This window comes from Exiguobacterium sp. Leaf187 (assembly GCF_001423925.1).
GTDB lineage: Bacteria > Bacillota > Bacilli > Exiguobacteriales > Exiguobacteriaceae > Exiguobacterium_A > Exiguobacterium_A indicum.
Map to the genome: position 1 here is coordinate 160,840 of NZ_LMPR01000009.1, position 13,499 is coordinate 174,338.

Below are 13,499 nucleotides of genomic sequence, written 5' to 3' on the forward strand. Positions count from 1 at the left end.
AATCGCTAAAATAGGACTTTCTACTTCTCCATCATATGATAGAATACGTATATAACGCCATGTAGTATTCGAAACTACATATCAGAGGAGGAACGAAAGTGAAAGCTTATATGAGAGAACCGATTAATGGATTAACGCATCTTGGAGGGGCTGTCTTTGCTTTTGTCGGGTTACTGGCACTTGTCATCAAGGCATCGTTAGAACGGGGGGCATCACTTGCGATCGTTGCAGCGATTATTTTTGGTGTCAGTATGATGGCGCTCTATGCCGTCTCAGCGACCTACCATATGGTGCTTGCGAGCGACCGGGCGATCGCAATCTGGCGTCGGTTGGATCATTCGATGATTTATCTGTTGATTGCCGGGTCTTACGCACCGTTTTGTCTCGTCAGTCTGAACGGTCCGACTGGTTGGGTCTTGTTCAGCATCGTCATGTTGATTGCAGTCTCTGGAATCACCTTCAAATTGGTTTGGTTCAACAGTCCACGTTGGTTATCAACGACGCTCTACATCGGAATGGGCTGGATCATGGTATTTGCGATCACACCACTCGCGCAAGTCTTATCACCGCTCGGCATCGGATTGTTGTTCCTTGGTGGTATCTTCTATACGATCGGTGGCATCATCTATGGGCTGAAGCCACGTATCTTATCGTTCAAACATCTTGGATTCCATGAAATCTTCCATATCTTCGTATTACTTGGTAGCTTAGCACATTTCCTATGTGTCTACTTCTTCGTCTTATGAGGATGTCCTCCTTCAGTCAATGGCTGAAGGAGTTTTTTTGTGTCTGATGGAAATTACAGGAGAAGTCGAGTGTTCTCACGAATGAAAGAACGAATAGATCACGCATAGGGGGAAAAGCATGAAACACACACGATGGCAGTTAGAGACACTCTACACGATAGATGACGTCAAATCAGGAATTACTAAGATACAAGCAGCGTTGACGAAACGTCCGACAAATGTGGCAGAACAGGTCGAGCGTTATCAGCAAGTCGCGCGCGACGTCGAGGAATGGAGCGACTTCATTTATTGTCTGTACGCTGAAGATGTCACGCGCTCAGAAGTCCATCCATTGCTCGAAGAGATTGAAATCGTGCAAGCGATGGTGCGCAGTGAGGCAGCAGCACTCGATACGAAGATCGCTGCACTGTCACAAGAAGAGTGTGAGGAGCTCGTCACGGGCTCACCATACGCCTTTTTCTTGAACGAACGCCGTGACATCCAGTCGCGTCGTGCACCACTAGTGCAGGAACAATTGTTGCAGGATCTCGGTGTGGACGGGTTCCAAGGCTGGGGACAGCTCTACAAACAGCGTTTCATGGCATTGCGCGTCGACTTGGACAAAAAGCAGGTTACGATCGGTCAAGGGCTACACGAAGCGATGTTCGCACCTGACCGTTCGGCTCGTTTAGCGGCAGCGACAGCAGTTGACACTGCTTGTGCACAAGAAGCTGACCTGTTCGCGATGATTCTGAACCGGATTGCCGGCTTCAGATTGCAATCCTACAAGATGCGGAACTGGGAGCAACCATTGACCGAGTTGCTTGAGCAGAACCGGATCTCGGAAGCGAGCCTAACAGCGATGATGGAAGCACTTGATCAACACCGCGACCTCTTTCACGCCTATTACGCTCGGAAGATTGCCCAGGCGGAGCGGGTGACGGGAGAATGGCATGATTTTGAGACGAACACCTATCGCTCCGCGCGTCACGTTCCATTTGAGATGGCAGAGACCATCGTCACGACACAATTCAAACGATTGAATCCGCAGCTCGGCGCCTTCGCGGAAAACGTGTTTAGTGAGGGATGGGTCGATGCAGAGAATCGTCCTGGAAAAGCAGAGGGCGGATTCTGCGCTGCCTTTCCGATTGCCAAGGAGAGCCGGATCTTCATGACGTACCGCGACAGTTATCCGGACGTCGCGACGCTCGCTCATGAATTCGGTCATGCCTATCATAATTATTTACTGCAAGATGAACCGTATTTAAATCAAGTAAAAGGAACGAGCATTGCGGAGACGGCTTCGACGTTCATGGAGAATCTCGTGCTCGATGCTGCCATCAAAGAGACGACGGAACGGGAGGAAGTGCTTGCTCTGCTTGAAGTCAAGATCCGAGAAGGGCTGAAATATGCCAGCATCGTTCCCAGGATGTTCCGGTTCGAGCAACGGTTTTATGCGGAACGTCAGCAAGGGACGGTCAGTGCCGAACGGTTAAGTGAACTCCTGCAAGAGGAAGAACGGTTAGCCTATGGTCCGGTATTGCCTGAACCAGCGCGCTATAAATGGATGTACATCAGTCATCTGTTCAATCCGAATCTTGCGTTCTACAACATTCCCTACACGATCGGTTATCTGCTCAGCAATAGTCTGTATCAGACGGTTCAAGCGGATCCGAGTCAATTTTCGACAGTCTTTGAAGCCGTCATGCATGATTCCGGTCAAGCGACGATCGATGAGATCGTTACACGTCATCTCGACGCTGATCCGACATCTGTCGCGTTTTGGATGGAAGCTCAACAACCGCTCGTCCAGGCAATTAAGCAGTACCTGACGTTAACGGAATCCTCTCTCTCCGTCGATTGAAGACGAATCGAAACGGGAACAGAAATGTAGGGAGGGATGCGGATGTATGAACAGGAGAAACAATTAGTCGCTGAGGCAGCACTAACTTACGTGAAAAATGGGATGATAATTGGTCTTGGGACGGGTTCGACGACGGAACGATTCATCGAGGCGCTTGGTCCACTTGTGCAGGCCGGACTACAGATTCAAGGTGTGGCGACGTCACTTGCGACGGTCCGACTCGCGGAACAGTTACACATTCCGTTGATCGACTTGGAAGAGGGAATGGAAATCGATGTGACGATTGATGGGATCGATCAGATTGACGGACGATTTCAAACGATCAAAGGTGGTGGCGGTGCACTATTTCGCGAGAAAATCGTCGCACTGATGAGTCGGGAATTGCTCTATCTGACCGATTCTTCGAAGTTCGTTCATCATTTAAGCGGACCGTTACCGGTCGAACTGGATCCGTTTGCGTTACCGTATGTGCGGCAACGGTTGCGTGATAAGCATGTCTTAGCAACGCTACGCGTGAAAGACGATCGTCCCTTCGTTACAGATGGAGGTCACGTGATTCTTGACGTCGATGTATCAGCCATCTCGGACGTCCGAGTATTCGCAAAAGAAGTGAAGAGCTGGTCGGGTGTACTCGAGACCGGTTACTTCGAGCGACAGCCCGATCATGTGCTGACGGTCGAAGAGGGCAAGGTCAAACGTATCGCGCATCCACGACTGCGTGACGGTGGTGGGTTGGTTTAAGGAAAGAAAGAAGGAAACCGTATGGGCTTGAAAAAACGATATTTATTCGGAGCGGGTGTTATTGCCGGTGCGAGTCTACTGTTGTTCAGGAAGCGGGAACAGAGCACACAGACCGATGCGTTACGAGACTATTTAGCGCATCTCGATCAAGATCCGAGTCCAGATGCTACGAAAGACCCGGATGAGGTCGGATTGACGAAACTGGATTCGATCTATCGGTCGGAGTGGCAAGCGAATGGTTTTCCACGTTCGCGGACGGAGCTAGAGGAGCTTGAAAAATAAAAGAACATGAAAACAGCCTTGATTTCAATGAATCAAGGCTGTTTGACTTAGAGGTAATTGAAAAGAGGAGAAGCTCACCATGCCAATTTGAAATCTTATCCTGAATCATATTAGAACTGAGCATTTAGTTACGCTTACTAATCTTTGCTATCGACATAAAGCTAAACAAAATTACTAAAATGCCAACAAATTGCACCTTTACATGATAAAGAGGATCAAAATAATTTGTTTCGAATTGAAACACGTGTGGCCAGGGCATGAACTGTCCTTTTGTGACGACCTCGAGCAAGGTGTACATAAGTAGAAGGGAGAGTGCATATTCAAATCGTTTTGTCCAAAGTATAAGTGTCATACCGAAAAATAGAAAGAGCAGTATCAACTCTATATGGTGTAGAAAAACGATTGTTGGTATATCGACACCATTGAACAATAGTGTCCCGGTTAAAACTAAATAACCAACGAAATAGAGTAATAGAAAGCGAAGAATATCCATTACAAGCCACTTACGGTAGTAGGGAACTAATGTATCGTATGCACCTTCATCAAAAATCGGCTGAAAATGTAAGATGACCGTCCAAGCAATCCAAGGAATAAATGCTGTCTGGATAACTTGAATGCCATAAAGCATCGGATTGAACAAAACATATGATTCTAGTGCAACAAACATAATTAGAGGAAGAAGCATTGCGATTCCATGAAGTCTCCAATCAAACCAAAATAATCTTTTGAACGCTAGGCTTCTTTTCATTTCGAACCTCGCATTACCATCAAGTAACCGTCCATCAGTTTGGGTTCAATGTCCGACGAAGAGGCTGCGGCTTCTTCTAAATAGCGAACCTCGATTTGCTCACCGTGTTCATTAAGATCAACGACTCGTTCGTCCTGCATCCATCCACCAAGTTCCTCAAGGGAGACCTTTACGCTCGAAAGATGACCTCTAGCTAAATTCTTCAGTTCTAACGGTGTCCCTTCAAATCGAACGATTCCATTTTGTAGAATTCCGATTTTAGTACACAAAAACTCAATGTCTTCGACAATATGCGAAGAAATGATGATAGTGTGATCTTCGCCTAATTCACGTAGTAAATTTCTGAAACGAATTCGTTCTTCGATATCTAGTCCAGCTGTTGGTTCATCAAACACAAGGATTTTAGGCTTGCGTAATAAAAGCTGTGCGATACCCACACGCCGACGCATTCCACCAGATAAATCACTCATTCGCAGGTCTCTCTTATCTTGGAGATTCACGCGGTGAAGGGCTTCGTCTACTTTTTCTTGACGCTCTGATTCTGTAGTAATACCTTGCAATAAAGCAAGATGAAGAAGTACATCTTCCACTTTGAGACTAGGATAGATATTAAAGTCTTGTGGTAAAAATCCGACTTCTCTCGAAACATCCGCATATTTTCTCTTCACAACGGACTTTCCGTCGATACTAATTTGTCCTCCAGAAACGGAAGTCAGTCCACATAGTACTTTCATCAAAGTCGTTTTCCCTGCTCCATTTGGACCTAATAGACCAAAAATCCCTTCGATTTCAAGCGAAACATGGTGTAAAATTTGTTTCTTTCGATAGGATTTTGAGAGATGTTGTAACTGGATCATGACTCCATACTCCTTTGCACTCTATTTTTCCGTCTCGTTTAATTCTGAGTACCATTTTTTCAACAATATTAATTGTTGCTTATGGTCATAGTCCATAAATTCTTTAATCCAACGCTCTACTTCCTTCATATCTAAGTTAGATTGTTGGAGGAAAAATGGATCCACCTCTATTGGCGCTAGTTTTAATTCTGTTTGAATCCAATAAGAGAAGGCAGCGTTGAATACTTTCCATTTGGGTTGTACCTTCACTTCACTTGAACTATTTGACCAAAGAATTCCTGGCACATAAGTTGCCACTACTTCACTTAAGCTTTGATCCAAACGGAGTGTCGTTCCAATCTGCAGCATGAGGTGCTCATTATCAAGATAACTGTTTCGTTCTTCGTTCGGAGAAACAAGAATAACTTTTTTAGGTACTACCGTTTGTTTATCAAATGTTCGCTGCACTACAGCGTTAGTTTGTTCTAATGTTTTTTGGACCGATTGCCAGTAAGTTTGTGGCATCGACCACGAAACATCTGTAACGATTTCATGTTCTTCATACTCATAAACTTTAATATTCCCTTGCATCATCGTTACACCAGCTACACGACCTACTAAAGAACGTTTTCCCTGTCTTTTTAAGTTCGTTATGATGTCTTTCGGAATGTCTCCCGAGATTTTAACGTCAGTCATTCTTTGTCGATCTCCGACAAGATCTAACGTTTCAACACCTAAACGATTGATCGGCTGAGACTGCCGAACAGGATACCAGTTTAATGTAGCAGGCAAATACCATGTACCTTTTGTAAGAGCAAAATATGGACTGTTTTTAATGTCATAACGAACTGTAACGTTCGTTGTAGAACTATCTGACGAAATCGGAAAAGAGATAAAGTCGCCTTGACGCTTAAATTTAACTTTCCTGTTGTTTACTATTACAGCGTTTACGTCGTATTCATGCCACAAAGAAAGACTGATAGATTGTTTCTGAGAAACTTTCATTAACATATCAGCTTCTACTTTTAATGCGTTGGTTTCTTGTACCATGTTTAAGTTCATCTTTTGAATCATATAATCAAGAGCATCCTTTTCAGGAACGAAGGTATACGGAGGTTTATAGTGCTTCGATAAATCAGAATCAAAACTGCGATCAAAACTCAATTGATTGTTCGCGAGTGCAAAGGGAGATACAAAAACAAGGACTCCTAATCCAAGTATGGAGAAAACTACTGTCAAAATTCTTTTAGAAGCTCTCAAGTGCCATTGTCCAACTAAAAGAAATAACAAGACGCATTGCAGTGATATATGAAGGATATTCTTTATAAAAAGAGCTTCATTTCCGAGAAAACCACTGAGTTGTGCATGGATATGCCCTGGTTGAATAGGACCAATAAACAATAGACTACGTATTCCCTCGAATCCACCTTTGTAGAAATAGTCAGAGAAGAATTCGGTATTTAATGGACCAATCAATACCCATACGAGAAAGAGTGCCAACATGCCAGTCTTTCTCTTTCCAAATATCAGTGCACAGTTGATTCCCCATAATGCTGTTAGAGTGAGCGGTAAGAAGTAAAAAATCACAGCATGCTCTAAAATATCAAGTTGAAACGTAGACCATGGAATCTCTTGATTCTGATAGTAGATGAACAAACCTAATAGACCTATCAAGAGAGTTGTCCCTACAAAAATGACATGATTTAGAAGGATTGAAAAAATTCGCTGATATTGTATGGTGACGATATCCGGGAAGAGTATGCTTTGTCGATACTGAACTTCTTCAGAGACAAGTCGATACATATAGACGGCGACTAGTAACATCATTCCTTGTACAGGAATAACAAACCCATTCAAGAGGCTTGCATAATCCATGTACACATACTCCTCCCGAATGTCGGCGATGATCTTCATTCCAATACTAAAAGGGAACAGAAGTAAGGAGAATACGTAAAAATAACTTTTAATCATCTGTAATCCGTAAAATTTTAGTAGATCTTTCACAATGATTTTCTTCACTTTTTTCACCTCTTTATTTTACTTGTGATAATTACCTATTATCACAAGTAAATTTTTAAAAGTAGTTATCATCTTCTTTGTAGTTCATCAACAAAAAACTAAGATCAATGGGGAAAGCCGTTATTCTCTCAAACTAATACTGAATGAGAGAGACAACTCTATAGCTTTGCAAAGAAATACGTCTGTTATTTTCAAAGCAGACACGTTTTTGAGTATATTTTTTTATCAATCCATTACTTTAGGTGAAGAAGAATCGGAGTTCATGATCCTTTCAGACCTAGTCATCAAATTTATACACACCAAATCGAATGCAAAAAAGTTAGAAGTACAAAAAGACGTTTTTCGAAATAGTGCGTAACATTACAAACAAAGAGTTGTAATTAAAAATTCGACGAGAATCAGATTTTGACTAGAGAAAAGCTCGTAACGCCAAAATAAAAAGAGACGAATACACGAATTTAAAGATAGTACGACAGATTCGGAGAGGAGTTGTTGAGAAGCAAAGGAAAAGTAGTTTGGATATTTATGCTATACATCATATGATCATTTTGGCTTCGTTCTTGAAGTAATCGTAACAGCTAGCAATACCTTATTACGAAGTGGAGTTTTAATCTAAACAGCCCTAGATCCTAATGATCCAGGGCTGTTTTCATGTGTTTTAATATGTAAGCGATCCTGCAATGATCAAACCAATCGAAATCGATAAGAAAAGGAGCAGCAAGCCGACTGCTTCGTTGTTCGCATCAATCTCTTTCGTCATGCTCAAACGTGGGATTAGTAAATCCGCGAGATAGAATAAGACGATTTGTAAGACGATCGCGAGTGCGCCCCATAACACCATATCGAGAATGCTGACAGAGTTCGAGATACTCGAATAGAGGACGATGGCGAGACCAAGAATACGTCCACCGAAGGCGTAGACGGCCGCTTTCTTCCCGTTACGGATGAGTTCGAGTTCCTTCGATTTCGTCGTCACCTCGAACAGGACGACACCGATTGCAAGGAGTACGGTCGCGACACCGATATACGAGAGTGTTGAAAGGAATAGATCACTGAATGTCATGCTGGTACCTCCATCATGATTTTTTATTTTTTTTGCGTTGTTCGTATGCAACATACAATTCAAGCAGTGCTCCGACGAGAATACCTGCTGATACATACAAATAGAAGTTGTCACCAATGAATCCGAACAAGAGACCTAAAATGAGGCCAATCAGGATATAGGGACCTTTTGCTAACTTCATGCCAATCACCTACCTCTTCTTTAAAGGTAGCGGATTTCAGAGGTGGCGTCCATCGTTATTCTTGAAAGCTGACGGCAGATTCTGCATTAGGAGAAAACAGGACGACTTGGTTCCGTCCTTGTTGCTTTGCCTGATAGAGGGCAGCATCCGCATCCAGTAGAAGATCGTCGATTTGCAGTGTCGTCTCATCGTATGCGGCTAAACCAAACGATGCTGTGAGCGGTAGCTCTGTCGTCGCTAGTCGGAACGGACTAGAAGCGATCCGTTCGCGTAATTGCTCTGCTAAAGGCAAGACTTCAGCAAGCGGAGCACTCTCAAACAGGACTGAAAACTCCTCACCGCCGTTACGGGATAAATACCCGCTTTCTGCCACTCCATCGCGCAGTCGATTGGCGAACTGCCGTAGCACCTCATCGCCCGCCTCATGTCCATACGTATCGTTGACCTGTTTAAAATGATCAATGTCGATCGTCAACAACACGACCGACTGTTTGGTTAGAATCAATCGCTGTTTGACATCCGTGAAGTATTCATTGAAGGCGCGTGAATTGTTCAATCCTGTCAAAAAGTCGAGTTGCGCTTTTTGCCGAAGCATCCGTAATGATTGTTTGGTCAACCGAATATCGCGGATGATCAGTAGGGCGAGCCAACTACTGACGAACGATGCAGGAATGACGACTGCTATCACTTCAAGTAGAAGAATCTGTTTCGGTAAGACAATCCATAAGACAAGAGCGTGTAAAGCCGTCGCGTAGAGCGTCACGAGTGTGAATGTTCGTTTTGCATAAGGTGGCATTTCGCGAACGATTAAGCTCGTTCCTAAAGCAATGGCGACAATGAAGCCGAATGCGGTGAAGGCTGCTAGATTCGTTCCTAAACTGAAACGATAGATGATGATTGCAATCGTCACGATCGTTGTCGGGATGGCGCCACCAAAATAGGCAGCGACGACGACCGGAATATGACGCAAATCAACCATGACGCCAGGTGCTGCTTCAATCGTCATCTGCATGAGTAGTAACGAGATGACAGTTAGAGCAAGACCGTACAACACGCGTGTCAGCCGTGGGGATTCACGGGTGATCGGGAGCGGTGATAATTTTCCGAGCAGATAGAAACCAGCCATTAATAGCGTCACGTTATGCAAGACGTCAAAAAGGATGCTTTTCATGAAATGTCCATCCTTTCAAATAAAGTACGTTACTTAAAAGACATACGCCATAAAAGGACTAACTCCTGTTCCTTGAAAAAATAATCTATTTGATGCAATTGTGTCTATAATGTGAACTTATGATTTCTATAAGCTGTACTTATAGTTTAACGGAATTTAATTGACCTCTTCGACACTGCGTTGTTAAATGATGAAGAAGCGATATGAAAGCGCTTACTAAAATCGAAGGAGATCTACTTATGGAACTTGTCATCATTCTTCTTGCCTTATCCTTATTGATGTTCGTTGCCTATCGTGGTTTTTCGGTCATCCTATTTGCGCCAATCTGTGCCTTGTTCGCCGTCTTACTGACGAACCCGGATTGGGTGTTACCTTTCTTCTCGAATATCTTCATGGAAAAGATGGTCGGCTTCATCAAGGCGTACTTCCCGGTCTTCCTCCTCGGGGCGATTTTCGGAAAAGTCGTTGAGATGTCCGGTATCGCGGAGTCAATCGCAAAGACGATCATCCGTATGATCGGTGCGAAGCGTGCCATTCTTGCTATCGTCTTACTTGGCGCCATTCTTACATATAGCGGCGTCAGCTTATTCGTTGTCGTCTTCGCTGTGTATCCGTTCGCAGCGAACTTATTCCGCGAAGCGAACATCCCGAAACGCCTCATCCCGGGAACGATCGCCCTTGGTGCATTCACGTTCACGATGGATGCCTTACCAGGAACACCTCAGATTCAAAACGTCATCCCAACGACGTTCTTCAAAACGGATATCTACGCTGCGCCAATCATGGGAACGGTCGGTGGATTGTTCATCCTAGTCGTCGGTATGTGGTATCTCGAGTCACGCAAGAAAAAAGCCCATCAAGCAGGGGAAGGCTACGCTGGATTTGAAGCAACGGCGGCAAGTGCCGCACCGCAGATGGAGTTGAAGAATGAACCAGAAATGACGCTCGAGACGGATCGTCAACCGGTCTATCGGCAAGTCCTTGCCTTCGTCCCACTCGTCCTCGTTGCCGTCATGAACAAAGTCTTCACACTCTCGATTCCGAAATGGTATCCGGAAGGATTTGATTTTTCAGCAATCGGTTTAGAGGCATTCGGAAAGATCGAGACGCCGGCCGTTCTTGCGATCTGGTCCGTCCAAATGGCATTATTGATCGGAATTCTCGCAGCGATGCTCTATGACTTCCCGAAGATCAAGACGAACTTCCAAGCTGGTTTGAACGTCAGTATCGGTGGCGCGCTTCTAGCGGTCATGAATACAGGTGCTGAGTATGGTTTCGGAGGCGTTATCGCAGCGTTACCAGGATTCAAGTCCGTCTCAAGCGGGATCTCAGAGACATTTACGAATCCGCTCGTCAACGGAGCCGTCACGACGACGACGCTTGCCGGCGTTACTGGTTCCGCATCAGGCGGGATGGGAATCGCGTTAAGTGCGATGTCGGATAAATATACGCAAGCCATCACATCAGGCGGCGTGCCACCGGAAGTCATGCATCGCGTCATCTCGATGGCGTCCGGCGGAATGGATACGTTACCGCATAACGGTGCCGTCATCACGTTACTTGCCGTTACGGGGCTGACGCATCGTCAGTCGTATAAGGACATCTTCATGATTACGATTCTCAAGACAGTGACGGTCTTCTTGATGATCGGATTGTATAGCTTGACTGGTTTGTACTAAGGATTTTTAAAGGGGGCATCATCAGATGAAACAGGGGAAAGTATACGCATCATTCGCGGAAGCGACAGCAGACATCTTTGACGGGGCGACGCTAGTCGTAGGGGGCTTCGGACTCTGCGGAATCCCGGAAAAATCAATTACCGCGTTGCAAGAGAAGGGCGTCAAGGATTTGACGATCGTCAGTAACAACTGTGGCGTCGATGACTTCGGACTCGGTCTCCTCTTGCAGACGCGACAAATCAAGAAGATGATTTCATCGTATGTCGGGGAAAACAAGACGTTTGAGCAACAATACCTCAGTGGCGAGATCGAAGTCGATCTCGTCCCACAAGGTACGCTTGCCGAACGTATCCGTGCCGGTGGAGCTGGCATTCCCGGTTTCTATACACCAACAGGCGTCGGGACACCGATTGCTGAAGGAAAGGAACAAAAGGAGTTCGACGGGAAGACGTATCTCCTTGAAGAAGGAATCGTCGGTGATTTTGCGATCGTCAAGGCATGGAAAGCAGATCGACTCGGGAATCTCGTCTTCCGGAAGACGTCACGCAACTTTAACCCGATCGTCGCGACAGCCGGAAAAGTAACGATCGTCGAAGTCGAAGAACTGGTCGAAGTCGGTGAACTCGATCCGAATGAGATCCATACACCTGCTGTCTACGTTCAGCGCATCGTCGTCGGAACGGATTATGAAAAACGCATCGAACGCCGGACTGTCCGGGAAGCTTGAGGAGGAGACGGATATGAAAACGACACGAGAGATCATCATTGAACGCGCACTTCAGGAAGTTGAAGATGGGATGTACGTCAATCTCGGGATCGGGATTCCGACATTGATCGCCAATGCGATTCCGGACGATATGCATGTCATGCTGCAATCCGAAAATGGACTGCTTGGCATCGGACCGTATCCGCTTGATCATGAAGTCGATGCCGACGAAATCAACGCCGGTAAAGAAACGGTCACGGCACAATCTGGAGCATCTTACTTCGACAGTGCCGAATCGTTCGCGATGATTCGCGGCGGACACATCGACCTCGCGATCCTCGGAGGGATGGAAGTCGATCAGAACGGTGACCTCGCGAACTGGATGATTCCGGGCAAGATGGTCAAAGGCATGGGCGGGGCGATGGACCTCGTCAACGGAGCGAAACGAGTCGTCATCATCATGGAACATGTCAACAAACACGGCGAATCGAAAGTCAAACAGGCGTGTACCTTGCCGTTGACAGGACGCGCCGTCGTCAACCGTTTGATTACGGACCGGGCCGTCTTTGATTTCACACCGGACGGAATGGTCTTGATCGAGACGCTGAATGGTCATACGGTCGAAGACGTCAAACAAGTCACGGAAGCACGATTCACGGTCAGTCCGGAACTCGAGCGCGTGACGGTAGGGGAGTGAAGCAGATGGTTCAAGGAGATATCGTACTCGTCACAGGTGCAGGAAGCGGCATCGGTCTTGAAATCTCAAAGGCGTTTGCTGTGGCAGGAGCGAAGGTCGTCGTAACGGACGTTCGCGCAGAAGCAGCAGAAGAGGCGGCGGCAGCGATTCGCGCAGCTGGTCATGAAGCGGTCGGCATGACGCTCAACGTCACTGATGAAGCACAGGTCGAAGTCGTCTTGAAGCAGACGGTCGAACAGTTTGGTCGACTCGACGTCTTGATCAATAACGCGGGTCTTCAACACGTCTCACCAATTGAAGAGTTTCCGACTGAGAAATTCGAATTGATGATCAAGATCATGTTGACGGCGCCGTTCATCGCTATCAAACATGCCTTTCCGATCATGAAGGAACAAGGCTACGGACGGATTCTTAACATGGCATCGATCAATGGTTTAATCGGTTTTGCTGGGAAAGCGGCGTATAACTCGGCGAAGCATGGATTGCTCGGTCTGACGAAGGTCGCAGCCCTTGAAGGAGCAGAACACGGGATCACCGTTAACGCGATTTGCCCGGGGTATGTCGATACACCGCTCGTCCGAAATCAAATGGAAGACTTGGCGAAGACGCGTCACGTCGAACTTGAGAAGGTACTTGAGGAAGTCATCTATCCGCTCGTTCCACAAAAACGGTTGCTCGCCGTCGAGGAAATCGCGGATTATGCATTGTTCCTTGCGAGCCGCAAAGCAAAAGGCATCACAGGACAAGCGAACGTACTCGATGGAGGATATACGATTCAATAAGGAGA

14 protein-coding genes are annotated in these 13,499 nt (G+C 45.9%); 8 read left to right on the forward strand and 6 right to left on the reverse strand.

Annotated elements, in window-relative coordinates; genetic code table 11:
- Positions 1–98 precede the first annotated feature (98 nt).
- The 4 genes from trhA (at position 99) to ASF99_RS04745 (ending at position 3,612) form a co-directional block, all read left to right on the forward strand.
- The gene (gene trhA, locus ASF99_RS04730) at positions 99–746 is read left to right on the forward strand and encodes a PAQR family membrane homeostasis protein TrhA (RefSeq protein ID WP_023467814.1); all 648 of its coding nucleotides are present in this window, start codon (positions 99–101) and stop codon (positions 744–746) included.
- 118 nt (positions 747–864) lie between these two features.
- Positions 865–2,589, forward strand: coding sequence for a M3 family oligoendopeptidase (locus ASF99_RS04735; RefSeq protein WP_055967213.1), 1,725 nt, complete (start codon positions 865–867; stop codon positions 2,587–2,589).
- Between the two features lie 42 nt (positions 2,590–2,631).
- Positions 2,632–3,330, forward strand: a complete 699-nt coding sequence (rpiA, locus tag ASF99_RS04740; RefSeq protein WP_055967216.1) for a ribose-5-phosphate isomerase RpiA — start codon at positions 2,632–2,634, stop codon at positions 3,328–3,330.
- Positions 3,331–3,351: 21 nt separating this feature from the next.
- Complete coding sequence (locus tag ASF99_RS04745; protein ID WP_023467817.1) at positions 3,352–3,612, forward strand: hypothetical protein; 261 nt, start codon at positions 3,352–3,354, stop codon at positions 3,610–3,612.
- 124 nt (positions 3,613–3,736) lie between these two features.
- On the opposite strand, the gene ASF99_RS04750 is transcribed toward ASF99_RS04745, so the two are convergent.
- The 6 genes from ASF99_RS04750 to ASF99_RS04770 all read right to left on the reverse strand — a co-directional run bounded on the left by ASF99_RS04750 (position 3,737) and on the right by ASF99_RS04770 (position 9,630).
- Positions 3,737–4,360 (reverse strand): hypothetical protein, encoded by a 624-nt coding sequence (locus tag ASF99_RS04750; protein WP_055967219.1) that lies wholly within the window; start codon positions 4,358–4,360, stop codon positions 3,737–3,739.
- The gene (locus tag ASF99_RS04755; protein WP_055967221.1) at positions 4,357–5,217 is read right to left on the reverse strand and encodes an ATP-binding cassette domain-containing protein; all 861 of its coding nucleotides are present in this window, start codon (positions 5,215–5,217) and stop codon (positions 4,357–4,359) included. Before ASF99_RS04755 ends, ASF99_RS04750 begins: the two co-directional genes overlap by 4 nt.
- Before the next feature lie 21 nt (positions 5,218–5,238).
- Positions 5,239–7,071: a hypothetical protein gene (locus tag ASF99_RS04760; RefSeq protein WP_156357182.1), complete on the reverse strand. Its 1,833-nt coding sequence runs from the start codon at positions 7,069–7,071 to the stop codon at positions 5,239–5,241.
- Between the two features lie 802 nt (positions 7,072–7,873).
- On the reverse strand, positions 7,874–8,278 hold the full coding sequence (locus tag ASF99_RS04765) for a DUF350 domain-containing protein (protein ID WP_023467822.1): 405 nt from the start codon (positions 8,276–8,278) through the stop codon (positions 7,874–7,876).
- Positions 8,279–8,291: 13 nt separating this feature from the next.
- On the reverse strand, positions 8,292–8,459 hold the full coding sequence (locus ASF99_RS17420; protein WP_023467823.1) for a hypothetical protein: 168 nt from the start codon (positions 8,457–8,459) through the stop codon (positions 8,292–8,294).
- Positions 8,460–8,514: 55 nt separating this feature from the next.
- Complete coding sequence (locus tag ASF99_RS04770) at positions 8,515–9,630, reverse strand: GGDEF domain-containing protein (RefSeq protein WP_055967227.1); 1,116 nt, start codon at positions 9,628–9,630, stop codon at positions 8,515–8,517.
- Positions 9,631–9,869: 239 nt separating this feature from the next.
- On the opposite strand from ASF99_RS04770, the gene ASF99_RS04775 reads away from it, so the two are divergent.
- From ASF99_RS04775 to ASF99_RS04790, 4 genes are read left to right on the forward strand one after another with little or no spacing between them, the layout of a single operon-like run.
- Positions 9,870–11,309, forward strand: coding sequence for a GntP family permease (locus ASF99_RS04775; RefSeq protein WP_035398062.1), 1,440 nt, complete (start codon positions 9,870–9,872; stop codon positions 11,307–11,309).
- Positions 11,310–11,334: 25 nt separating this feature from the next.
- On the forward strand, positions 11,335–12,036 hold the full coding sequence (locus ASF99_RS04780; RefSeq protein ID WP_055967230.1) for a CoA transferase subunit A: 702 nt from the start codon (positions 11,335–11,337) through the stop codon (positions 12,034–12,036).
- A 13-nt stretch (positions 12,037–12,049) separates the two neighbouring features.
- A complete protein-coding gene (locus tag ASF99_RS04785; RefSeq protein WP_035398057.1) occupies positions 12,050–12,712 on the forward strand; it encodes a 3-oxoacid CoA-transferase subunit B in 663 nt (220 codons plus the stop codon).
- A 5-nt stretch (positions 12,713–12,717) separates the two neighbouring features.
- On the forward strand, positions 12,718–13,494 hold the full coding sequence (locus ASF99_RS04790; protein WP_055967233.1) for a 3-hydroxybutyrate dehydrogenase: 777 nt from the start codon (positions 12,718–12,720) through the stop codon (positions 13,492–13,494).
- Positions 13,495–13,499 lie beyond the last annotated feature (5 nt).

Coding starts and splice junctions, on each gene's coding strand:
- ASF99_RS17420 (WP_023467823.1), bottom strand. CDS start 8,459: ATGAAGTTAGCAAAAGGTCCCTATATCCTGATTGGCCTCATTTTAGGT.
- rpiA (WP_055967216.1), top strand. CDS start 2,632: ATGTATGAACAGGAGAAACAATTAGTCGCTGAGGCAGCACTAACTTAC.
- ASF99_RS04780 (WP_055967230.1), top strand. CDS start 11,335: ATGAAACAGGGGAAAGTATACGCATCATTCGCGGAAGCGACAGCAGAC.
- ASF99_RS04735 (WP_055967213.1), top strand. CDS start 865: ATGAAACACACACGATGGCAGTTAGAGACACTCTACACGATAGATGAC.
- ASF99_RS04755 (WP_055967221.1), bottom strand. CDS start 5,217: ATGATCCAGTTACAACATCTCTCAAAATCCTATCGAAAGAAACAAATT.
- ASF99_RS04765 (WP_023467822.1), bottom strand. CDS start 8,278: ATGACATTCAGTGATCTATTCCTTTCAACACTCTCGTATATCGGTGTC.
- ASF99_RS04790 (WP_055967233.1), top strand. CDS start 12,718: ATGGTTCAAGGAGATATCGTACTCGTCACAGGTGCAGGAAGCGGCATC.
- ASF99_RS04770 (WP_055967227.1), bottom strand. CDS start 9,630: ATGAAAAGCATCCTTTTTGACGTCTTGCATAACGTGACGCTATTAATG.
- ASF99_RS04750 (WP_055967219.1), bottom strand. CDS start 4,360: ATGAAAAGAAGCCTAGCGTTCAAAAGATTATTTTGGTTTGATTGGAGA.
- ASF99_RS04785 (WP_035398057.1), top strand. CDS start 12,050: ATGAAAACGACACGAGAGATCATCATTGAACGCGCACTTCAGGAAGTT.
- ASF99_RS04775 (WP_035398062.1), top strand. CDS start 9,870: ATGGAACTTGTCATCATTCTTCTTGCCTTATCCTTATTGATGTTCGTT.
- ASF99_RS04760 (WP_156357182.1), bottom strand. CDS start 7,071: ATGGATTATGCAAGCCTCTTGAATGGGTTTGTTATTCCTGTACAAGGA.
- ASF99_RS04745 (WP_023467817.1), top strand. CDS start 3,352: ATGGGCTTGAAAAAACGATATTTATTCGGAGCGGGTGTTATTGCCGGT.